Annotated in this window: 17 protein-coding genes; 7 read left to right on the top strand and 10 right to left on the bottom strand. The window is 53.2% G+C overall.

The features are described 5' to 3' along the window. Nucleotides 1–37: 37 nt before the first annotated feature. A complete protein-coding gene (ytfE, locus tag RYZ59_RS14915; RefSeq protein WP_318049102.1) occupies nucleotides 38–700 on the bottom strand; it encodes an iron-sulfur cluster repair protein YtfE in 663 nt (220 codons plus the stop codon). Between the two features lie 245 nt (nucleotides 701–945). Here ytfE and RYZ59_RS14910 point away from each other — a divergent pair, with 245 nt between their 5' ends. Beyond that, a complete protein-coding gene (locus RYZ59_RS14910) occupies nucleotides 946–2,517 on the top strand; it encodes a methyl-accepting chemotaxis protein (protein WP_318049099.1) in 1,572 nt (523 codons plus the stop codon). 41 nt (nucleotides 2,518–2,558) lie between these two features. On the opposite strand, the gene RYZ59_RS14905 is transcribed toward RYZ59_RS14910, so the two are convergent. The 3 genes from RYZ59_RS14905 to RYZ59_RS14895 all read right to left on the bottom strand — a co-directional run bounded on the left by RYZ59_RS14905 (nucleotide 2,559) and on the right by RYZ59_RS14895 (nucleotide 5,355). Next, complete coding sequence (locus tag RYZ59_RS14905) at nucleotides 2,559–3,524, bottom strand: DMT family transporter (RefSeq protein WP_202039820.1); 966 nt, start codon at nucleotides 3,522–3,524, stop codon at nucleotides 2,559–2,561. A 76-nt stretch (nucleotides 3,525–3,600) separates the two neighbouring features. Continuing rightward, a complete protein-coding gene (locus RYZ59_RS14900) occupies nucleotides 3,601–4,425 on the bottom strand; it encodes an AraC family transcriptional regulator (protein WP_318049097.1) in 825 nt (274 codons plus the stop codon). An 81-nt stretch (nucleotides 4,426–4,506) separates the two neighbouring features. After that, nucleotides 4,507–5,355, bottom strand: a complete 849-nt coding sequence (locus RYZ59_RS14895) for an SDR family oxidoreductase (RefSeq protein ID WP_318049094.1) — start codon at nucleotides 5,353–5,355, stop codon at nucleotides 4,507–4,509. Nucleotides 5,356–5,445: 90 nt separating this feature from the next. Between RYZ59_RS14895 and RYZ59_RS14890 the strand changes: the two genes are divergently transcribed. After that, nucleotides 5,446–5,826: a winged helix-turn-helix transcriptional regulator gene (locus RYZ59_RS14890; protein ID WP_123268761.1), complete on the top strand. Its 381-nt coding sequence runs from the start codon at nucleotides 5,446–5,448 to the stop codon at nucleotides 5,824–5,826. 47 nt (nucleotides 5,827–5,873) lie between these two features. On the opposite strand, the gene RYZ59_RS14885 is transcribed toward RYZ59_RS14890, so the two are convergent. After that, nucleotides 5,874–7,817, bottom strand: coding sequence for a bifunctional 2',3'-cyclic-nucleotide 2'-phosphodiesterase/3'-nucleotidase (locus tag RYZ59_RS14885; RefSeq protein WP_318049090.1), 1,944 nt, complete (start codon nucleotides 7,815–7,817; stop codon nucleotides 5,874–5,876). Nucleotides 7,818–8,004: 187 nt separating this feature from the next. On the opposite strand from RYZ59_RS14885, the gene cysQ reads away from it, so the two are divergent. After that, nucleotides 8,005–8,745: a 3'(2'),5'-bisphosphate nucleotidase CysQ gene (gene cysQ, locus RYZ59_RS14880; RefSeq protein ID WP_271449165.1), complete on the top strand. Its 741-nt coding sequence runs from the start codon at nucleotides 8,005–8,007 to the stop codon at nucleotides 8,743–8,745. Here cysQ and RYZ59_RS14875 read toward each other — a convergent pair. Next, nucleotides 8,735–9,292 carry a YtfJ family protein gene (locus RYZ59_RS14875; RefSeq protein WP_318049085.1) on the bottom strand — a complete coding sequence of 186 codons (558 nt, stop codon included), beginning with the start codon at nucleotides 9,290–9,292 and terminating at the stop codon, nucleotides 8,735–8,737. The genes cysQ and RYZ59_RS14875 overlap by 11 nt on opposite strands. 326 nt (nucleotides 9,293–9,618) lie before the next feature. Here RYZ59_RS14875 and RYZ59_RS14870 point away from each other — a divergent pair, with 326 nt between their 5' ends. Next, nucleotides 9,619–9,825 (top strand): DUF1107 domain-containing protein, encoded by a 207-nt coding sequence (locus RYZ59_RS14870; protein WP_003025710.1) that lies wholly within the window; start codon nucleotides 9,619–9,621, stop codon nucleotides 9,823–9,825. 65 nt (nucleotides 9,826–9,890) lie between these two features. Here RYZ59_RS14870 and RYZ59_RS14865 read toward each other — a convergent pair whose 3' ends face one another. Then, on the bottom strand, nucleotides 9,891–11,228 hold the full coding sequence (locus tag RYZ59_RS14865; protein ID WP_137383976.1) for a hemolysin family protein: 1,338 nt from the start codon (nucleotides 11,226–11,228) through the stop codon (nucleotides 9,891–9,893). A gap of 298 nt (nucleotides 11,229–11,526) precedes the next feature. Continuing rightward, the gene (msrA, locus tag RYZ59_RS14860) at nucleotides 11,527–12,165 is read right to left on the bottom strand and encodes a peptide-methionine (S)-S-oxide reductase MsrA (RefSeq protein ID WP_318049081.1); all 639 of its coding nucleotides are present in this window, start codon (nucleotides 12,163–12,165) and stop codon (nucleotides 11,527–11,529) included. 213 nt (nucleotides 12,166–12,378) lie between these two features. Between msrA and tamA the strand changes: the two genes are divergently transcribed. The 3 genes from tamA to RYZ59_RS14845 are packed head-to-tail and all read left to right on the top strand — an operon-like array spanning nucleotide 12,379 to nucleotide 18,232. Further along, the gene (gene tamA / locus RYZ59_RS14855; protein ID WP_318049079.1) at nucleotides 12,379–14,112 is read left to right on the top strand and encodes an autotransporter assembly complex protein TamA; all 1,734 of its coding nucleotides are present in this window, start codon (nucleotides 12,379–12,381) and stop codon (nucleotides 14,110–14,112) included. Further along, nucleotides 14,109–17,885, top strand: a complete 3,777-nt coding sequence (tamB, locus tag RYZ59_RS14850) for an autotransporter assembly complex protein TamB (protein ID WP_318049076.1) — start codon at nucleotides 14,109–14,111, stop codon at nucleotides 17,883–17,885. The genes tamA and tamB overlap by 4 nt, the downstream gene beginning before the upstream one ends. A 2-nt stretch (nucleotides 17,886–17,887) precedes the next feature. Further along, the gene (locus RYZ59_RS14845) at nucleotides 17,888–18,232 is read left to right on the top strand and encodes a gamma-glutamylcyclotransferase (protein ID WP_048212859.1); all 345 of its coding nucleotides are present in this window, start codon (nucleotides 17,888–17,890) and stop codon (nucleotides 18,230–18,232) included. Nucleotides 18,233–18,289: 57 nt separating this feature from the next. Here the strand turns inward: RYZ59_RS14845 and RYZ59_RS14840 are convergent, their stop codons facing one another. Next, nucleotides 18,290–20,299, bottom strand: coding sequence for a TonB-dependent receptor domain-containing protein (locus RYZ59_RS14840; protein ID WP_318049073.1), 2,010 nt, complete (start codon nucleotides 20,297–20,299; stop codon nucleotides 18,290–18,292). Nucleotides 20,300–20,385: 86 nt separating this feature from the next. Next, entirely contained in the window at nucleotides 20,386–21,456 is a 1,071-nt protein-coding gene (locus RYZ59_RS14835) for a YncE family protein (protein ID WP_318049070.1), read from the bottom strand. Nucleotides 21,457–21,504: the final 48 nt, after the last annotated feature.

The raw sequence follows: 21,504 nt of genomic DNA, 5'->3' as shown, positions 1-21,504 counted from the left end.
ATTCGGACTTCAGGAAGGCGCTCTCAGGCGCCTTTTTTTATTCACCTGCGAGGGCACGCGGGAACAACACATTGTTTTCCAGGCTGATGTGTTCCATCAGGTCGTCGATCATTTCGTTAATGCCGTTATACATGGCTTTCCAGGTGGTGCAGGCTTCTGGCGGCGGCGTTACGTTGTTGGTGATGTGCTTGATCACTTCTACCAGTTCGCCGGCCTCGTCATGTTCGCTTTCCATCACGCTGATTGGTCCCATCGCCTGACTACCCATTCCCTGTTTGATCATTGGGAACAGAATTTGCTCTTCTTTCATCATGTGGCTGGACAGCTCTTCATGCAGCATCGTCAGGTTCTTCGCCAGACCACGCGGTACGCTCGGCTTGTCGGCATGTACACGTTCAACTTTAGTGGCCTGCAGGATCAGCTCCGGCAGCTGTTCGCGGTGGCGGTCATGATAACGAATGACGATATGGTCGATGATTTCTGCCAGTGCCACGGTGCGCCAGTCTTTTTCCAGCGGCTGCTCAGCCAACTGAGTGAGCTGCGCTTCAATAGCTTCCACATCCAGCTCTTTACGTGCGGCAGCGCGTGCCAGCGTTTGCTTACCGCCGCAGCAGTAATCCATATCGTATTTACGAAACAGTGCCGACGCGCGAGGAATAGAGAGCGCCAGTTCACCTAAAGGTTGATCGCGATAAGACATAGCCGTTACCTCATTCTCAATAATATAAGATGTATTTTAAATGCAACTTATGCGGAAGGATATAACCCTTTCGGGGCAGAGGGTTTTGTGATGACTGTCACGAAAATTTCTTATCTCTTTAACGTGCTGAATCTTATTGAAAAGGGACAACGCGGTGAAAAAAGCTACGCCGCAAGATTAAATAAGCCGACGCCGCTGCCGATAGTTAGACCTCAGACAATACCTGCATAATTAAAAGGCAACAGATGTTCAAACGAATCAAAGTGATAACCTTACTTATCACCGTGTTACTCGCCCTGGGCGCGATGCAGCTCATTTCCGCAGGCGTTTTTATTGGCGCACTTAAAAACGACAAGGAAAACTTTAACGTTTCTCAACTTTCCAGCCAGAACGTGGCGGAGTTTACCGATGCATGGATTAGCCTGAACCAGGCTCGCGTCACGCTCAACCGGGGCATGCTGCGTTTGCAAGGGACGATGGCGAGCGAAATTAATGGCGGGCAGTTGACGGAGTTAGTGAACACGGCGAATCGCCTGCTGGCAGACGCAAAAGAGCATTACGATAAATACTACACCCTGCCGGAAACGCCGGGTCTGGATGAACGTCTGGCAGACCGACTGGAAGAACAGTACGGTATCTATTCTACTGCGCTTGCAAAAATGAACGCGCTGCTGGCTGAAGGCAAACTGGAAGAGATGTTCAAACAGAATGCCGAGCAAAAGCAGACGTCCATGCAAGAGGTTTATCAGGAATGGCGTGCTGCGCAAACCGCGCTGGCGAATGAGGGCGTTCGGGATAACGAAAATGACTACCAGAAAATTATCTGGTTGTTATCCGCCATATTGTTGATTGTGTTAACCGTCATTATTGTCAGTTGGATTGCCATGCAGCGTGTCCTGCTGAAACCACTCCACGAGGTGATGGGGCATATTCGCCATATCGCTTCAGGTGATCTGACCCACACGATTACCGCTGATGGACGTAACGAAATGGCGCTATTGGCCCAGAACGTCCGTGATATGCAGCAGGCGCTGGCGAACACGGTTAGCGTGGTACGTGACGGTGCGGATACTATCTATACCGGTGCGGGTGAAATTGCCGCAGGCAGTAACGATCTCTCTTCGCGCACTGAGCAGCAGGCTGCCTCTCTGGAAGAAACTGCTGCCAGTATGGAACAGCTCACGGCCACCGTAAAACAGAATGCGGACAATGCGCGACAGGCGACCAGCCTTGCAAAAAATGCCTCGCAGACGGCGCAGAAAGGCGGAGCCGTGGTCGACGGTGTGGTGCGTACGATGGATGAAATCGCTACCAGTTCCAGCAAAATTGCGCAAATTACCACTGTTATCGACGGTATTGCTTTCCAGACGAATATTCTGGCATTGAATGCGGCGGTAGAAGCGGCGCGTGCGGGTGAACAGGGGCGCGGTTTTGCCGTGGTGGCCGGTGAAGTGCGCACGCTGGCGCAGCGTAGCGCTCAGGCGGCGAAAGAGATTAAGGCGCTGATTGATGACTCAGGGAATCGGGTCAATGCCGGTACGGCACTGGTGCATGAAGCGGGTGAGACGATGGCGGAAATTGTCAGTGCCGTCACTCAGGTTACCGATATTATGGGCGAAATTGCGTCGGCGTCCGATGAGCAGAGTCGGGGTATCGATCAGGTCGGGCAGGCCGTTGCCGAAATGGATCGTGTGACACAGCAAAACGCCTCGCTGGTGGAAGAGTCTGCCTCTGCAGCTGCCGCGCTCGAAGAGCAGGCGGCCAGACTGAATCAGACGGTGGCGGTGTTTAAAGTGTCGCGCCGGATGGCGGCGTAAACGCCTTATCCGGCCTACAAGGTAGGCCGGGTCCGGCAACATCATGATTGTGAAACCACGACGACGCTCGGTTTTTCCGGTTTGGCTCTGACCGCGACCACCACACCGACAACCAACAGTGCGATGCCGCTCAGGGTCAGCAATGGCGGCATCTCCTGACGCAGAATAAAGGTGTACAACAGGCCTGCCAGTGTTTCAAAGACAATCAGCGGTCCGAGGATCACCGTCGGCAACTTCTGACTGGCGACGTTCCAGCACAGTGCGCCAACCCACGAGCACAATACGGCAATGGCGATCATCAGGCCGATAAACACGTCCGGTCGCGGGCCAAAGGGCAGCGAGAATTCCGGTGTTTGTCCACGCAGCCACAGGCAGGCTGCGATGTACCCCAGCAGCGAAACCGGAAGCGTCACCAGCGCCTGAGCCGTTGCCCACATCATTGGATGCTTATCCGGGTTTTCCCGCAGCCAGCGGGCATTACGCAGCGCATACCACGCCCAGCACACCACGGAAATCAGCGCCAGCGCGATGCCTGAACCATATCGCCAGCCGCTAAAATCAGGCAACCCCTGACTCAGCTCAGAGATATTCACACACAGCAGACCCATGCCGATCAGTACCAGCGCAGGGGCCAGGCGCCACCACGATAATTTGCCGTCACGTTGGCTATAAAGCAGGTTAGCGAAGACCGGGATCACCACCGGTAATGTACCGATAATCATCGTTGAAACGGGTGCGCCGGTGCGCTGAATGGCGCTGGCCAGGCACACGTAATAAATCAAATTCCCCATCATTGTTAGCGCCAGCGCCGTTATCCAGTCTTTACGCGTCAACTGGCGCAGTCGTCCGCGGCCCAGCCAGGCCAACGGCAGTGCGATCAGCCCCAACGCCAGATAACGCCCCATCGACTGTAATACCGCCGGGTATTCCGGCACGATCAAGGGTCCGACAAAAATTAATCCCCACATCAACCCGGCCAGCAGGGCATACAACACACCGCTAATCATTTTTGACATCCACATCATTAAACATAGCGCTGAGTGTAGGCAGGGAAAACATCACTGTATTGTATGAGATTGCGCATTAGCGCGAATAAACCTGCTTCTGATAGCGTACCGGCGTAATGCCATAGCGATGGGTAAAGGCGCGGGTGAGGTGCGATTGGTCGGTCAGTCCGGTGGCGGCGGCCACATCTGCGGCAGGCATACCGTAAGTGAGAAAACCTTTGGCTCGCCACAGGCGGATCGCCATCAGCATCTGATGCGGTGTGACGTGAAAATGAGACTTGAACTGGCGCTGAAAATGCCAGGGACTGAGTGACGCCACGCGAGCCAGTTCATCGAGTGTCACAGGGTGCATGTAGTTATCGTGCAGGTATTCACGCACGCGTTCGAAGCGATGTGACCTCTCCGGTAATACCGGTGCATGGCGAGCCAGCGGCTGGAATGTATCGATCAGATCGAGCAGCAATCCTTTTTGTGCCAGCGGATCTTCGGTGTTCCACAGACCGTGGATCAGCGAGCAGATCTGCCGTGAGCGCAGCGGATCGTGACGGGTAACGTCATGGAACCACCAGTGACGAACCCCGGTGACCTCTTCCAGAAGATCGGGTTCAAGATAAATCATTCGATAGCGCCAGCCGTCGGCAGTTTCAGCTTCGCCGGTATGCAGCTCATCGGGATTCATGGTGACGACGGAATGGGCGGGGGCCACGTACTGCGTGCCGCGATAGCGAAAACGTTCAGCTCCGGTTTCTATCGCGCCAATGCCAAACGCTTCATGAGTGTGCGGCTCAAAGGCGTAACGCGAGATGTGCGCATGATACAGCTCAACGCCCGGCACCTGCGCCAGATGGCGAAAGCGGGCGCTGTCTTTCTCATCAATAAACTGCTCAGGTACACCTTGCACGTTTTCTCTCCCCACGCATCATCCTGTCATTATCAGAGAGGATGCGTGAGGATGCCACCACAATTAACCGATTTTTAACACTTACACGATACCTTTGACGCTGTCCGCCAACGAGGTGGTTGGGCGGCCAATCAGTTTGCTCAGGGTATGGCTGTCGTCGAACAGTCCGCCTTTGGCGGCGCCGACGTCAGAGTCAGCCAGCATGTCCGCCAGCCCGGCAGGCAGACCAAAACCTTTTAGCGCGGCGGCAAAATCGGCTTCACTCAGGTTCTGATACACCACCTTTTTACCACTCTGTTGGGCCAGCTCAGCGGCCAATTGGTTCAGCGTCCAGCCCTCATCGCCTGCCAGCTCGTAGATTTTACCGGCGTGACCGTCTTCGCTGATAACGCGCGCGGCGGCTGCGGCATAGTCGGGGCGGGTCGCCGAGGCGATTTTTCCTTCTCCTGCAGCCCCAATAAACACGCCGTGCTCCAGTGCCGCTGGCGCACTCGCCAGATAGTTTTCGGTGTACCAGCCGTTACGTAACAACGCATAGGCAATGCCGGAGTCTGCCAGCATCTTCTCGGTTGCCACATGCTCATCAGCCAGCCCCAGCGGGGAGGTGTCGGCGTGCAGCAGGCTGGTGTAGGCGATAAATTTTACGTGGGCAGCTTTCGCTGCGTTAATCACGTTGCGATGCTGCGGGGCTCGTTGTCCCACTTCGCTCGACGAGATCAGCAGTAGCTTGTCGATACCCTGTAAGGCAGTTGTAAAGGCGGCTTCATTACTGTAATCCGCCTGACGAACGGTAATGCCCTGCTGGCTAAGCGCCGTCGCTTTAGCGGGATTACGCACAATTGCCACAATCTGGCTGGCAGGGACGGTTTTCAGCAGAGATTCAATAACGTGTTGGCCCAGTTGGCCGGTGGCGCCGGTAATCGCGATCATGGGGGGACTCCTTGGTATTGGTCTTGTGTTTAATCACGCTAACACCTAAACTTACTTTTAGTAAGTACGTACAAAAAGGTTAGTATGAAAATGACAGTTTCGACGCTCTCCCAGCAGTTACGCGATGGCAACTTGTTTGCCGAACAGTGTCCCTCCCGCGAGGTGTTAAAACACGTCACCAGCCGCTGGGGCGTGTTGATTCTGGTGGCGCTGCGCGACGGTACGCACCGTTTCAGCGATTTGCGCCGTAAGATGGGCGGGGTCAGTGAAAAGATGCTGGCGCAATCCCTGCAAGCGTTAGAGCATGACGGGTTTATCAATCGGGTGTCGTATCCGGTAGTACCACCGCACGTGGAGTATAGCCTGACGCCGTTGGGTGAGCAGGTGAGCGATAAAGTCGCCGCGCTGGCGGACTGGATAGAACTGAATTTGCCGCAGGTTTTAGCGCAGCGGGACGAACGGGCTGCGTAGCTTTGTAGGCCGGATAAGACGCTATTGCGTCGCATCCGGCACAAAAGTTACTTACTTAAATCCAGCTGATAAATGGCGAAACCGATATCATCGGTCGCGACTTTCTTCAGCGGATACTGGCCTTTCTCTTTAATAAACGCAGCGGCTTTATCAGACGGTGATGTTTCAAAGCGAATATCCAGTGGTGTATCGCTGTGAATCGGTGCCAGACGCCAGTTGTTATCTGCTGCCGGGTGGATTTCACCAGCACGCTTCGTCTGTGCTCCAATCCAGGCCGCCAGCACCGAGCGGTTTTCATCCGGAGAGGCAAACGCGATGTGGCTTTCGCCGGTTCCGGCAAATTTACCGCCGTAGGCGCGGTAGTTGTTGGTCGCGACGAGGAAGGTGGTATTCGGATCGATAGGTTTGCCGTTAAAGGTCAGGTTTTTAATACGTTCCGCTTGCGGGTTAACGGTCTGACATTCACCGTCGTAACGGGCCGGCTGTGAAACATCAATCTGATAATTCACGCCGTCAATCACGTCAAAGTTATAGGTACGGAACCCATCCCAGTTAATCAGCGACTGCGGCTTGCTGCTGTGAACATCTATCTGATTAAACTGACCGGCGGAACATTCCAGCCACTCTTTCACCTCTTTACCGCTGGCTTTTACCACCACCAGGGTGTTGGGATAGAGATACAAATCAGCGGCGTTACGGAAGGTGAGCTGACCTTTTTCGACTTCCACAAAGCTTGCCGGATCGTTCTTACGTCCTCCGACCTTAAATGGCGCGGCGGCGGAGAGCACCGGCAGTTTTGCCAGATCCGGATCGCCCTGAATAAAGTGTTCCACATAGGCTTTCTGCGCGTTGTTCACCACCTGTACGGTGGGGTCATCCTGTACCAGCGCCAGATAGCTGTACATGTTGTCGGCTGATTTACCGATCGGTTTGCTGACAAACTCACGCGTGGCGTCGTGATCGGCTTTCAGGATCTTAACGATTTTCTGGTCCTCGCCCGCCAGTGATTTTTTCGCTGCGGCGTCGTAAATCGGGCGCGCCTCGGCTTTCGCCTGGGTGACCTGCCATTTACCGCTATCGTTATTCAGCACGAGATCCACCACGCCCAGGTGATCGCCCCACATACCCGGCATCACTGCAGGAACCCCGTTCAGCGTACCTTTCGCGATATCTGCCCCTTTAATATTGGCAAAGTCTTTACCCGGGAAGACGGCGTGAGCGTGACCAAACATAATGGCATCCACGCCCGGTATTTCACTGAGGTAATAAACGGAGTTTTCCGCCATCGTTTGATATGGGTCGGCAGAAAGCCCGGAGTGAGCAACCACCACCACGACATCGGCGCCTTTTTCCCGCATTTCCGGAACGTATTTGCGTGCAGTTTCCGTAATGTCGTTCACGGTCACTTTACCGCTGAGGTTAGCTTTATCCCAGGTCATGATCTGTGGGGGCACAAAGCCGATGTAACCTATCTTCAGCGTCTGCTTATTCCCCTCTTTGTCGACGACGTCAGTGTCTTTAATCAGATAAGGGGTGAACAGCGGCTTTTGGGTCTTAACGTCGATAATATTGGCGTTAACGTAGGGGAATTTCGCGCCAGCGAGGGCATTGTGCAGATAGTCGAGGCCGTAGTTAAATTCATGATTACCAAGGTTGCCGACTGCGTAGTCCAGGGTATTCAGCGCCTTATATACCGGATGTGTTTCACCCGCTTTCAGCCCTTTGGCCGCCATGTAATCCCCGAGCGGGCTGCCCTGAATCAGATCGCCGTTATCAACCAGCACGCTGTTTTTGACTTCGCTGCGTGCCGCATTAATCAGACTCGCCGTCCTCACCAGGCCGAATTTTTCAGTCGCCGTATCTTTGTAATAATCGAAATCCATCATATTGCTATGTAAATCAGTGGTTTCCATTATTCGCAGATCGACGGTCGCGGCATTGACGCTGGCTGCAATCAGCGTGGCGAGAAGCGTTGCACTAAACTTAATCATCAGGGGCATCCTTTTAAGATCTAAGCCACAAAAGAAAATGTATATAAATCTTCTTGCTTACAGAACTGTGAATCATGACATGAATATAGCGTTTAAAACCGCAGACGCTATCACAGTTGGCGGATCCCTTGGCGATCGGGTATAAGTAAAACAACGAGTTAACACCACGACAGAAACGAGGTGGAGAATGCTAGAACATGTATGCCAGCTTGCACGGAACGCGGGCGATGCCATTATGCAGGTCTACGATGGACTCAAACCGATGGAGATTACCAGCAAGCAGGACGATTCTCCGGTCACGGCGGCGGATATTGCCGCGCACACGGTGATCCTCGAAGGATTACTGGCACTGACGCCGGATATTCCGGTTCTGTCTGAAGAGGCACCTCCGGGCTGGGATGTTCGTCAACACTGGCAGCGCTACTGGCTGGTGGACCCGCTGGACGGGACCAAAGAGTTCATTAAGCGTAACGGTGAATTTACCGTTAACATTGCGCTTATCGAGAAGGGAAAGCCGGTGCTGGGCGTGGTGTATGCCCCCGTGATGAAAGTGATGTACAGCGCGGAACAGGGCAAAGCGTGGAAAGAAGAGTGCGGTGTACGCAAACAAATTCAGGTTCGTGATGCTCGTCCACCGCTGGTGGTGATTAGCCGTTCGCACGCGGACAATGAACTAAAAGAGTATCTGCAACAGTTGGGCGAACATCAGACCACGTCGATTGGCTCGTCGCTGAAGTTTTGTCTGGTTGCCGAAGGGCAGGCGCAGCTGTATCCGCGTTTTGGACCTACCAACGTGTGGGACACCGCAGCAGGCCACGCGGTTGCCGCCGCTGCCGGGGCTCACGTTCACGACTGGCAGGGAAAACCTCTGGATTACACCCCGCGTGAATCGTTCCTTAACCCCGGCTTCCGCGTCTCTATTTACTGAGCAATTTGTGCAGCAGGGCGATAACCTGCTGCACCTCATCCTGCGTTAGCGCACCATCTTTTGCCCACTGTACGCGTCCGTCTTTGTCGAGAACGACGATCGCGGAGCTCTCTTCATCCAGTTGCCAGGCTTTACGCGCAATGCCATTGCTGTCGACAATGAATTGCGACCACGGGTAGAGCTTCTTATTGCTTTCCAGACTGCTGCGCACAAACATACCTGAGCCGGGAATGGCGTCATCCGTGTTGACGATAGTGGTGGTCTGGTATTTGTCGTGCGGCAGGTTGGCGGCTTTGATTGCCTCGATCAGCGTCGCATTTTTCTCTTTGGCGGAGGTGCGTCCGGCAATGTGTTGCACAATGCGGACTTTGCCTGGCAACTGCGCGCTATTCCAGCTTTTGTAGCTAAACTTATCGTTATCGAGAATCAGTTCGCCGCGATCGGCAATACCCACCGGCGGTACACGCTGGTTGGTTTCAAACTTATGCGCGGAGGCAATCATCGGCAGCAGCAGGCACGACAGGGCCAGCAGTTTTTGTAAGGTCATGGGTTTTCCTTCTTTCTTTATTTTGCAGGTGATCCGACCACTTGGGCCTGGAATTTAATCATATGTGCGAATGATGCTTTTTCCCGCAAGCGCGATGCCAGTTTGCGGACGGGCGCACAAATCCTGCGAAAAATGAAGGCTTATACTGAAGACAGCGAAGCGTTGAAAAGATAATTCTGAATAATTGTAACCTGAAGGTAAATAAACTTATACACGCTGGAAACATGGTTCAGATAGTCTATAGTCATAAGGCATTAAAATTTGCGCCTGAGGATTGTCGGACCGATTGTGGTACCGCAAAGGCGTAACGCTCAGCAGGAGATACAATGAAAATTTTCCAACGATACAACCCGCTGCAGGTGGCGAAGTACGTGAAGATCCTGTTTCGTGGACGGTTATATATCAAGGATGTAGGCGCTTTTGAGTTTGATAAGGGTAAGATTCTTATCCCAAAAGTGAAGGACAAACTGCATTTTTCTGTTATGTCCGAAGTTAACCGTCAGGTTTTGCGTCTGCAGACAGAGATGGCTTAACCAAAGTGCTATGCAGTAGTTAAAAAAACGGCTCCTGATGGGAGCCGTTGATGTTTCTGGCGGGATTACGCCCTGGTCTCTTCTTTTGCATCCGGCAGTTTCGGTACCAGGACGCTCGGTTTACTGTCCAGGCGTGTTACCAGCAGCTGATCGATTTTGTAGTTATCGATATCCACCACTTCAAATTTGTAGCCTGAGAACTTCACTGAATCGGTGCGTTTCGGGATTTTACGCAGCATGAACATCATGAAACCGCCGATGGTTTCATAGTTACCGGACTGCGGGAATTCGTCGATATCCAGCACACGCATCACGTCATCAATCGGCGTACCGCCGTCAACCAGCCATGAATTCTCATCACGCGCGACGATCTGTTCTTCCAGACCCTGGCCGACTAAGTCACCCATCAGTGTCGTCATTACGTCATTAAGCGTAATAATCCCCACCACCAGTGCATACTCGTTCATGATGACGGCAAAGTCTTCGCCTGCGGTTTTGAAGCTTTCCAGCGCTTCTGAGAGCGTCAGCGTATCCGGAACAATCAGCGTATTGCGGATCTGCACGCCGCTGTTCAGCGCCATGCTCTGGTTTGCCAGTACGCGATTAAGCAAGTCTTTGGAATCCACATAGCCAATGATGTGGTCGATATCTTCATTACAGACCAGAAACTTGGAATGCGGATGTTCCGCCACTTTGTTCTTCAGGCTCTGTTCATCTTCGTGCAGATCAAACCAGATAACGTTTTCGCGCGAGGTCATTGAAGACGGCACGGTACGGGATTCCAGTTCAAATACGTTTTCGATCAGCTCATGTTCCTGCTTGCGCAGAACCCCTGCCAATGCGCCGGCTTCTACTACGGCGTAAATATCGTCCGAAGTGATGTCATCTTTACGCACCATCGGGATCTTAAACAGACGGAAAATGTTATTCGCCAGACCATTAAAGAACCATACCAGCGGGCGGAACACGAGCAGACAGAAGCGCATCGGGTTGATGATACGCAAAGCCACAGCTTCTGGCGCAATCATACCGATGCGTTTCGGGGTTAAATCCGCGAACAGGATGAACAGGCCAGTCACCAGGGAGAACGACAGAATAAAGCTCAATTGTTCGGACAGCTCTGGGGCAAAGTATTTCGAGAACAGACCGTTAAATGCCGGTGAAAACGCTGCGTCACCGACAATACCGCCAAGAATAGCAACCGCATTAAGACCAATTTGCACAACGGTAAAGAACATGCCGGGGTTTTCCTGCATCTTCAAAACACGCTGTGCGTTTACGTTGCCTTCATCGGCAAGCAGTTTAAGTTTTATTTTGCGTGAGGCAGCAAGCGAGATCTCGGATATCGAGAAAAACGCACTCACGGCGATCAGGCAGAGAATGACTAAAATACTGTTTAACATATCTTATCCGACCGTTAGGGCCAGATCCTCGGAAGGGAGAAGTTGGTACTCGTCGTCTTTCAAGCTGCAGGTGCGTTGGGGCCAGCGCTAGCGCTGCTCAAAACACCTATGGCGTTTTGTCCTGCAAGCCGAAATCCATAAAGTATAAATCCAATGGAAAATTCATTGAAAACCTGCTCGTGGAGTTGAGCCGGTAAATTCAGACGCTAGTATAGCGTAAGGTACTGTAAAGCCGCCAGAGGTCACGTGAAGAGCGTGGGGAGGCCCGATAAGCGCTGTGCTATCGGGCCGTTGCGGATTAACTCTGCGGTGGCAGACAAACGCCTATGCCGCCAATGCCACAGTATCCATAAGGGTTTTTATGCAGATACTGCTGGTGATCGTCTTCGGCGTAGTAGAACGGGGTCGCCGTGCTGATTTCCGTCGTAATCTCGCGTTCGTCGCCCGCGGCGGTCATAGCTGCCTGAAAGCGTTCAAGGCTGGCCTGCGCGGCCGCGCTTTGCTCCGGGGTTAATGGATAAATCGCGGAACGGTACTGAGTGCCCTGGTCGTTCCCCTGACGCATACCCTGCGCCGGGTCATGATTTTCCCAGAACACCTGCAGTAGTTGTTCGTAGCTGATAACATGCGGGTCATAGACGATGCGTACCGCTTCGGCATGGCCCGTATCACCAGAACACACTTCCCGATAGGTTGGGTTAGGGGTATAGCCACCGGTGTATCCGGCTGCTGTGCTGTATACCCCTGGTAGTGACCAGAATAAGCGCTCCACGCCCCAGAAACATCCCATGGCGAAGAGGGCTATCTCCATGCCGTCGGGCACGTTGGTCATCGAATGCTGATTAACCGCATGCAACGTTGCTACCGGCATCGGGGTATTGCGTCCAGGTAGCGCATCTGCTTGAGTAACAAGATGCTTTCTATCAAATAAACTCATGGCCGTTCTCCCGAAATCAGTCATTTGGGTTAAGGTTGTAACGAGACGCGTCTTTGCCCACAATAAATAGCGTGAATGCGTCTAGAGTTAAACATAAGAAATATTTGGGTTGTCGTCTGTTTTTCAACTCTTATTGTTGATTTTTTGTTAAGCCGAGGAACGGCATAGTATTTTTTTCCAGGGGTGGGGAAAAAAGGATATTCAGGAGAAAATGTGCCACATATCCGTCAGTTATGTTGGGTGGGATTACTGTGCTTAAGTGGCTCCGCCACTGCTGCGAATGTTCGCTTACAGGTCGAAGGATTATCTGGACCGCTGGAGAAAAATGTCCGTGCGCAACTGTCCACGATCCAGAGTGACGAAGTCACACCAGACCGGCGTTTTCGTGCGCGCGTTGATGATGCTATCCGCGAAGGGCTAAAAGCGCTGGGCTACTTTGAGCCGACCATTGATTTTGAGCTACGTCCACCACCGGCAAAAGGACGTCAGGTGCTGATTGCCAAAGTGACGCCTGGCGAACCGGTGTTGATTGGCGGCACTGAGGTGATTCTGCGCGGTGGCGCACGTACGGACCGGGATTATCTGGACCTGCTGAAGACGCGTCCGGCAATTGGCACCGTGCTGAATCAAGGCGATTATGACAGCTTCAAAAAGTCGCTCACCAGCGTGGCGTTGCGTAAAGGCTATTTCGACAGCGAATTTAATAAAAGTCAGCTCGGGATAGCGCTCGATCGCCGCCAGGCATTCTGGGATATTGATTACAACAGCGGAGAGCGCTACCGCTTTGGCCATGTCACTTTTGAAGGTTCGCAAATTCGCGATGAGTATCTGCAAAATCTGGTGCCCTTTAAAGAAGGTGAAGAGTACGAGTCGAAAGATCTGGGTGAACTGAACCGTCGTCTGTCGGCGACCGGATGGTTTAATTCCGTGGTGGTGGCGCCTGAATTTGATAAAGCCCGTGAAACCAAAGTACTGCCGCTAAAAGGCGTGGTCTCGCCGCGCACTGAAAATACCATCGAAACCGGGGCCGGCTACTCGACTGACGTCGGACCGCGGTTGAAAACCTCGTGGAAAAAGCCGTGGATGAACTCCTACGGCCATAGCCTGACCACCAGTGCCAGTATTTCTGCGCCAGAGCAGGTCCTTGATTTCAGCTATAAAATGCCGCTGTTAAAGAACCCGCTGGAGCAGTATTACCTGGTGCAGGGGGGTTTTAAGCGTACCGATTTAAACGACACCGAGCAGGACTCCACCACGCTCGCGGTCTCCCGCTACTGGGATCTGTCGAGTGGCTGGCAGCGTGCAATCAATCTGCGCTGGAGCCTCGACCACTTTACCCAAGGTGATGTCACCAACACGACGATGTTGCTCTATCCCGGCGTGATGATCAGCCGGACGCGCTCGCGCGGCGGGCTGATGCCTGTCTGGGGTGATTCCCAACGCTATTCCATTGACTATTCGAATACGGCCTGGGGTTCAGACGTTGATTTCTCCGTCTTCCAGGCGCAGAACGTCTGGATCCGCACGCTGTATGACAAGCACCGTTTTGTGATGCGCGGTAACCTCGGCTGGATTGAAACCGGTGACTTCGACAAAGTCCCGCCGGATCTGCGTTTCTTCGCCGGGGGCGACCGTAGTATCCGCGGCTATAAATACAAATCTATTTCGCCTGAAGGCAGTGACGGTAAGCTGAAAGGGGCCTCGAAGCTGGCGACCGGCTCGCTGGAATATCAATACAACGTGACCGGGAAATGGTGGGGCGCGATGTTTGTCGATAGCGGTGAAGCGGTCAGCGATATCCGCAGAAGCGATTTCAAAACCGGTGCCGGGGTCGGTGTACGCTGGCAGTCGCCGGTGGGGCCTATCAAGCTCGATTTTGCCGCCCCTGTCGGCGACAAAGATGAACATGGTTTACAGTTTTACATCGGTCTGGGGCCTGAATTATGAGTTTATGGAAGAAGATAAGCCTCGGGGTACTGGTTTTTATCCTGTTGTTGTTAGGTACCGTCGCGTTCCTGGTGGGGACAACCTCCGGTCTGCATCTGGTCTTCAAGGCAGCTAATCGTTGGGTTCCGGGGCTGGAGATTGGTCAGGTTACCGGTGGCTGGCGGGATCTGTCGTTGAAACATATCCGCTACGACCAGCCCGGTGTGGCGGTAAATGCCGGTGAAGTGCATCTGGCGGTGGGACTCAACTGCCTGTGGAACAGTAGCCTGTGCGTCAACGATCTGTCGCTGAAAGATATCAACGTGGCGATCGACAGTAAAAAGATGCCGCCTTCCGCGCCGGTTGCAGAAGAAGAGAGCGGGCCGCTCAACCTTTCCACGCCTTATCCCATCACGCTTTCACACGTGGCGCTGAATAATATCAATATCAAAATTGATGACACCACGGTTTCCGTCCTGGATTTCACGTCCGGCCTCAACTGGCAGGAAAAAACGCTGACCCTGAAGCCTACGTCATTACAGGGGCTGCTGATCGCGCTGCCTAAAGTGGCGGACGTGGCGCAGGAAGAGGTTGTCGAACCGAAGATTCAACATCCGCAGCCGGACGAAAAGCCGCTGGGTGAAACGCTAAAAGATCTGTTCTCTAAACCGGTGCTACCGGAGATGACCGATGTCCATCTGCCGCTGAATCTCAACATTGAAGAGTTTCGTGGCGAGCAGCTGCGGGTGACCGGGGATACAGATTTAACGGTACATAACATGCTGCTGAAAGTGAGCAGCATTGACGGCAACATGAAGCTTGATGCGCTGGATATTGACTCGAATCAGGGAACAGTAAAAGCCAGCGGCACGGCGCAGCTCACCGACACATGGCCGGTCGATATAACCCTGAACAGCACACTCAACATCGACCCGTTAAAAGGCGAAAAGGTGAAGCTGAAGGTCGGCGGCGCGCTGCGTGAACAGCTGGAGGTCGGCGTCAATCTTTCCGGTCCGGTCGATCTGGATCTGCGTGCGCAAACGCGCCTGGCGGAAGCGGGGTTACCGCTCAATCTGGAGGTGAACAGTAAACAGGTTTACTGGCCGTTCACCGGCGACAAGCAGTTCCAGGCTGATGATATTAAGCTCAAGCTGACCGGCAAAATGACCGACTACACGTTATCGATGCGCACCGCCGTGAAAGGGCAGGATATCCCTCCGGCCACCATTACGCTGGATGCCAAAGGTAACGAACAACAGATCAATCTCGACAAACTCAGCATTGCGGCGCTGGAAGGAAAAACCGAGCTGAAGGCGCTGGTGGACTGGCAGCAGGCCATTAGCTGGCGCGGAGAGTTGACGCTGGATGGCATCAATACGGCAAAAGAGATCCCTGACTGGCCGTCAAAACTGAATGGTCTGGTGAAAACCCGCGGCAGTCTGTATGGCGGAAGCTGGCAGATGGAGGTTCCGGAACTGAAGCTGACCGGGAATGTGAAACAGAATAAGGTCAATGTGAACGGTTCACTGAAGGGGAATAGCTACCTGCAGTGGACCATTCCAGGCCTGCACCTGGAACTGGGGCGCAACAGCGCTGAGGTAAAAGGGGAGCTGGGGGTTAAAGATCTCAATCTGGATGCGACGATTGATGCCCCGAATCTGGATAACGCACTGCCGGGGCTGGGCGGTACGGCGAAAGGGCTGGTAAAAGTTCGCGGCACGGTCGAGGCACCGCAACTGCTGGCGGATATCACCGCCCGTGGTCTGCGCTGGCAGGAACTTTCCGTGGCTCAGGTGCGCGTCGAGGGTGACGTGAAATCAGCTGAGCAAATCGCCGGTAGCCTCAACGTGCGCGTAGAGCGGATTGTGCAACCTGACGTCAATATCGGGCTGGTCACTCTGAACGCGAAAGGCAGTGAAAAGCAGCATGAATTACAGCTACGCATTCAGGGAGAGCCGGTTTCCGGGCAACTGGATCTGGCCGGCAGCTTCGATCGCAAAGAACAGCGTTGGAAAGGGGCGTTGAGCAATACCCGCTTCCAGACGCCGGTCGGTCCGTGGTCGCTTAACCGTGCGATTGCGCTGGATTACCGTAACCAGGAGCAGAAAATCAGCATTGGGCCACACTGCTGGAATAACCCGAATGCGGAACTGTGCGTGCCGCAGACGATTGATGCGGGCGCGGAAGGCCGTGCGGTGGTGAATCTCAACCGTTTTGATCTGGCGATGCTGAAACCGTTTATGCCAGATACAACCCATGCCAGCGGCGTATTCAGTGGCAAAGCGGATGTGAGCTGGGACACCACCAAAGAGGGACTGCCGCAGGGGCAGGTGACGCTGAATGGACGCAATGTGAAGGTGACACAAAGCGTGAACGATGCGCCGCTGCCGGTGGCGTTTGACACGCTGAATCTCACCGCCGACCTGCACAACAACCGTGCTGAACTGGGATGGCTGATTCGCCTGACCAATAACGGGCAGTTTGACGGACAGGTGCAGGTAACCGATCCGCAGGGACGACGTAATCTTGGCGGTAATGTGAATATCCGCAACTTCAATCTGGCGATGGTGAATCCCATCTTCTCCAGAGGTGAAAAAGCCGCGGGAATGATCAACGCCAATCTGCGTCTGGGCGGCGATGTGCAAAGTCCGCAGTTGCTTGGACAACTGCAGCTTAGCGGTCTGGATGTTGATGGTAACTTTATGCCGTTTGATATGCAGCCCAGCCAACTGGCTGTGAACTTTAACGGAACGCGTTCGACGTTGGCGGGCGTGGTGCGTACGCAGCAGGGGCAGATTAACCTCAGCGGCGATGCCGACTGGAGCCAGATAGATAACTGGCGGGCGCGTGTTGCAGCCAAAGGCAGTCGCGTGCGTATTACCGTGCCGCCGATGGTTCGTCTGGACGTCTCGCCGGATGTGGTCTTCGAAGCCACGCCGAGCCTGTTTACCCTTGATGGCAACGTGGATGTGCCGTGGGCGCGTATTGTGGTGCACGACCTGCCGGAAAGCGCGGTGGGAGTGTCCAGCGACATGGTGATGCTCAACGACAATCTGCAGCCAGAGAAGCCGCAAAGCGCCGGTATTCCGATCAACAGCAACCTGAACATTCATGTAGGCAACAACGTACGAATCGATGCCTTTGGTCTGAAAGCGCGTCTGACGGGCGATCTGAAAGTTGCGCAGGATAAGCAGGGCCTTGGGTTGAACGGACAGATCAATATCCCGAGCGGGCGTTTCCATGCCTATGGTCAGGATTTGATTGTGCGTAAGGGTGAGCTGTTATTCTCCGGTCCGCCGGATCAGCCGTTACTCAACATAGAAGCAATTCGTAACCCGGATGCCACCGAAGACGACGTGATCGCCGGTGTTCGCGTCACCGGTACTGCCGATGAACCGAAAGCGGAGATCTTCTCCGACCCGGCGATGTCGCAGCAAATGGCGCTTTCCTATCTGCTACGCGGACAAGGACTGGACAGCGAGCAGAGCGACAGCGCGGCGATGACCTCAATGCTTATTGGCCTGGGGGTTGCACAAAGTGGTCAGGTTGTGGGTAAAATCGGGGAGACATTTGGCGTAAGCAATCTGGCACTGGACACGCAAGGGGTGGGTGACTCCTCTCAGGTGGTTGTCAGCGGATACGTACTGCCAGGTCTGCAGGTGAAATATGGTGTGGGTATATTTGACTCTTTAGCGACACTCACGCTACGTTATCGTCTGATGCCTAAGCTATATCTGGAAGCCGTGTCTGGCGTAGATCAGGCACTTGATTTGCTCTATCAGTTCGAGTTTTAGCAATGCGAATATTTGTCTACGGCAGTTTACGAACCAAACAAGGCAACAGCCACTGGATGACCAATGCCCTGTTGCTGGGAAATTTCAGTATCGACAACTACCAGTTGTACAGCCTGGGCCACTATCCAGGCGCAGTTCCGGGGAACGGAACGGTACACGGGGAAGTTTATCGTATTGACAACGCCACGCTGGCAGAGCTTGACGCTCTGCGTACGCGAGGTGGCGAATATGCACGCCAGTTAATTCAGACGCCGTACGGAAGTGCATGGATGTACGTGTACCAACGTTCTGTCGAGGGATTAACACTGATTGAAAGCGGTAACTGGTTAGACCGAGACCAGTACTGATATATCGCCTACGAGAATAAACAACGCCGCCTTCGGGTGGCGTTGTTTATTTAAGGCTTAAAACTCTACGCGCGCGCCGAGGTTATAGCGACGGCCTTCCACCTGAGCAGATTCATTCCACGCGGTAGTCAGCTTCGGATCTTCATCCAACACGTTGTAGATACCTGCCATCAGCTGCGTGTGCTTATTGAGCTGATAACGTAAGCCCACATCAACCATTGTGTAATCATCGTATTTGTAATTATTGCCGCTGTTGCGGTTACTGCTGCGATAGTTCACTGTACTCCACACGTCGAGACTCTGTGTCGCTGCCCAGGTCAGCGACAGATTCGCCATATGACGCGGGTAGTCGTTCAGCGCGTAGCCTTTGTTGACGCCGCTTTTCTGCTCGCTGTGGTTCCAGGTGTAGTTAGCGTTGGCTTTGAGGTCGGCGCTAATTTGCCAGTCGGCATTCAGCTCAATGCCATATACGTCTGCCTCACTGACGTTAAAGTATTTACTGACGGAATCTGCTTTGTAGCCATTCACCGAGCACTGGTTTGTCGCCGTGGTTTCACAAATGGTTTGTTCAGCGATTTTGTCTTTGAACTGGGTATAGAAGACCGTGCTATCCAGAGCCAGCGCATCACCCGTCCAGTAGAGACCCAGCTCGGAGTTAACGCTTTTCTCTGGTTTCAGGTCGTCATTACCTACCGTCAGGAATGGATAAGGCACGGTTGAGCCGTAAGGGGTGACGAAGTTGCTGGAGGTCGCGCGTAGCTCCGGCTTTTTATATCCTGCCGAAATACCACCCTTTAGCGCCCAGGCATCGCTGAAGGCCCAGTTACCGTACATTTTTGGCGTAATATGCGTACCAAAGTTATCGTCCTGATCCATACGCGCCGAGGTGGTCAGGATGAAATCGTCAATACTCCAGCCATCTTCAGCAAACAGCGCCCAGCCGTTGCGGCTGATTTTGGTTACCGGCTCTGAGCCGGGCAGCGTTTTGTTCGCCACATCAAAGCGGTCATTTAACTCTTCGCGGGTAAAATTCGCCCCGATGGTCAGTTTATGGTTGTCGAGTGTAAACGTGGTTTGCGAATTAGCGACATAGTTTTCCATCTGTACATACTGCGGAGCCTGCCCGTTATAGACGTACTTCGAACGGCCTTTCTCGTAATTAATGTAGTTGGTTGTCGCGATGGTATCGTCTGCGTACCAGCCGGTATGCGTCAGGGTGGCGGCATTACGATCGAACAGCCATGACCACGGGGCACCGCGCTTCTGAGTCCGGTTTTTCTCCTGCTCACCGGTGACCACGTTGAGGTCGAACAGGTTATTTTCGCTGGCGGCCAGGCCCAGCGTCATATCAACGGATTTACGGTTGTGTTTGCCGAAATAGTTATTGCGATCGTCATCGCGGCGGTCGAGCCAGTCGGCCGCCACGCTAAGGCCCAGCACATCGGGCACAATCGGCCCCATGGTAAACAGGTTCATCTGGCTGGTATTACCCAAATACTGGTGTTCCTGAAGCCAGGTATTCGCCGCAATCGCCGTCGTCCAGTCTTTCGCGCCGTACGGTTTTTTGGTGATGACGTTGACGACGCCACCAATAGCGTCTGAACCGTACAGCGAGGACATTGGCCCGCGAATAACCTCGATACGCTCAATGGCCTCCATAGGCGGTAAGAAGTTGGCTTCGGTACCAATATCATGGCCGTAGGGGCGCGACTCACCGGTATTCTGTTTGACGCTGTTAACCATAAAAGCGGTATAGGACGGGTCCATACCGCGGATCATAATGCTGCCCGCGTTCATGCCGCTGCTGTTGGTGACCGAGACACCGGGAAGGTTTTTAATCGCTTCGCCAATGCTACGGTCCGGCTGAATATCCAGCGTTTTACGATCGATAACTGAAATGGTGGCCGGCGCTTCGCGCTTTTGCTGCGAGAACCCGGATGCGGTGATCACCATTTCATCTTCACTATTGCGTGAGGTTTCCGTTAATTCTTCGGCCTGCGTGGGAAAAATAACACCGCCTGAGAATGCAACGATCCCTGTCAGCGTAATAAGTTGACGCGTTTTCATAATATAAGACACCTGAAAAGTAAAAAAATAAAAGCATCACCTTGCAACCCGGAAAAGCTGCAAGGTGTAAGAAGCGTTTTTAATTATTAATATTTAGACAGATCGACTTTCAGCACGTAGTCGGGTTTTATGCCAATCATCTTTTCCGGCTGCTTTACACTGACGAACAGGGTGTTAGCATCTGCCGAAAGTGCGAGGCTGTTAGGTAAAGCCTTGGTTTCAATACTTTGTTTTACCTGATAAGTCTTGCTGTCCACAATGCTGATGCGCTTTGCATTACGGTGGGTGATATAGACTTCCTGGCGTTTTTCGTTATATATCACCGCCAGCGAGTTGATAACCTTAATGGGGGCAATAACCTTACCGGTATTAATATCAACAACCAGTACATCCGCTAAATCAGGATCGGTCAGGAATGCGCGATTATTTTTTGCATCCAAAGCAATATTCAGGAAAAAATGTTTTTTGCCTGGCTCAATGCTAAAGCGGCTAATAATTTGATGGTTGGTGGTATCCAGTGTAATAAGTTCGTTGCGGCCATTTACGACATAGAGACGGTTCTTATTTGCATCGACGGCCATGCCGGTCGGATACTGGCCCATGTTTTCAAGGGTAGCGATTTTCTCGCGCTTTTGCGTATCCACCACCCAGACAATGCCTTTTTCAGTCACGCCGGAAACGTACAGGCGGTGATGTTGTTTATCGAGCACCATTTCGCGGGTATGGACAATTTCTTTCGGTTTTTTGGCTTCGCTCAGTTGCAGTATCGCCAGCTCTTTCCCGCTGCGGGTATCGATAAGCGTGACCGAACCCTCCAGCGTGTTGCCGACATACAGCACCTGGTTTTCTTCATCCAGGGCAGTGGCAAAGGCACGACGGCTGGTTTCGATAACTTCAGTCGTGGTGAGCTTCTCCAGATCGAGTTTATAGATAAGCCCGCTGGTTTTATCTTTATCAAACGACGGCGACGAGGCAGCAAAAAGCGCATTCTGCTGGCTATCAACCGCCAGTTCATACACGCCGTTACCGACATCGTGGGTCAGAAAATCGTTTTCAGGCAGCGTCTCTGCCGTGCTGGGCAGGCTGGTAAATAACAGCGCCGTGACGAGTGCTACGCCGGAATAGTGTTTCAGGGACTTCACAGTGTGGAGGTTCATTGACTTTTATTCACATTTATTTACGTGTTGCGAATGATAATGAGATCT

The organism is Citrobacter sp. HN-141 (assembly GCF_033341895.1).
In the GTDB taxonomy this organism is placed as follows: Bacteria; Pseudomonadota; Gammaproteobacteria; order Enterobacterales; family Enterobacteriaceae; genus Citrobacter.
The sequence above is the reverse complement of the archived record's forward strand: the minus strand, read 5'-3'. Positions and strand labels throughout refer to the sequence as shown.

Coding starts and splice junctions, on each gene's coding strand:
- RYZ59_RS14870 (WP_003025710.1), top strand. CDS start 9,619: ATGAAAATTTTCCAACGATACAACCCGCTGCAGGTGGCGAAGTACGTG.
- RYZ59_RS14845 (WP_048212859.1), top strand. CDS start 17,888: ATGCGAATATTTGTCTACGGCAGTTTACGAACCAAACAAGGCAACAGC.
- RYZ59_RS14865 (WP_137383976.1), bottom strand. CDS start 11,228: ATGTTAAACAGTATTTTAGTCATTCTCTGCCTGATCGCCGTGAGTGCG.
- RYZ59_RS14895 (WP_318049094.1), bottom strand. CDS start 5,355: ATGATCGCGATTACCGGCGCCACCGGCCAACTGGGCCAACACGTTATT.
- RYZ59_RS14890 (WP_123268761.1), top strand. CDS start 5,446: ATGACAGTTTCGACGCTCTCCCAGCAGTTACGCGATGGCAACTTGTTT.
- ytfE (WP_318049102.1), bottom strand. CDS start 700: ATGTCTTATCGCGATCAACCTTTAGGTGAACTGGCGCTCTCTATTCCT.
- cysQ (WP_271449165.1), top strand. CDS start 8,005: ATGCTAGAACATGTATGCCAGCTTGCACGGAACGCGGGCGATGCCATT.
- RYZ59_RS14875 (WP_318049085.1), bottom strand. CDS start 9,292: ATGACCTTACAAAAACTGCTGGCCCTGTCGTGCCTGCTGCTGCCGATG.
- RYZ59_RS14835 (WP_318049070.1), bottom strand. CDS start 21,456: ATGAACCTCCACACTGTGAAGTCCCTGAAACACTATTCCGGCGTAGCA.
- RYZ59_RS14840 (WP_318049073.1), bottom strand. CDS start 20,299: ATGAAAACGCGTCAACTTATTACGCTGACAGGGATCGTTGCATTCTCA.
- RYZ59_RS14905 (WP_202039820.1), bottom strand. CDS start 3,524: ATGATTAGCGGTGTGTTGTATGCCCTGCTGGCCGGGTTGATGTGGGGA.
- msrA (WP_318049081.1), bottom strand. CDS start 12,165: ATGAGTTTATTTGATAGAAAGCATCTTGTTACTCAAGCAGATGCGCTA.
- RYZ59_RS14885 (WP_318049090.1), bottom strand. CDS start 7,817: ATGATTAAGTTTAGTGCAACGCTTCTCGCCACGCTGATTGCAGCCAGC.
- RYZ59_RS14910 (WP_318049099.1), top strand. CDS start 946: ATGTTCAAACGAATCAAAGTGATAACCTTACTTATCACCGTGTTACTC.
- tamB (WP_318049076.1), top strand. CDS start 14,109: ATGAGTTTATGGAAGAAGATAAGCCTCGGGGTACTGGTTTTTATCCTG.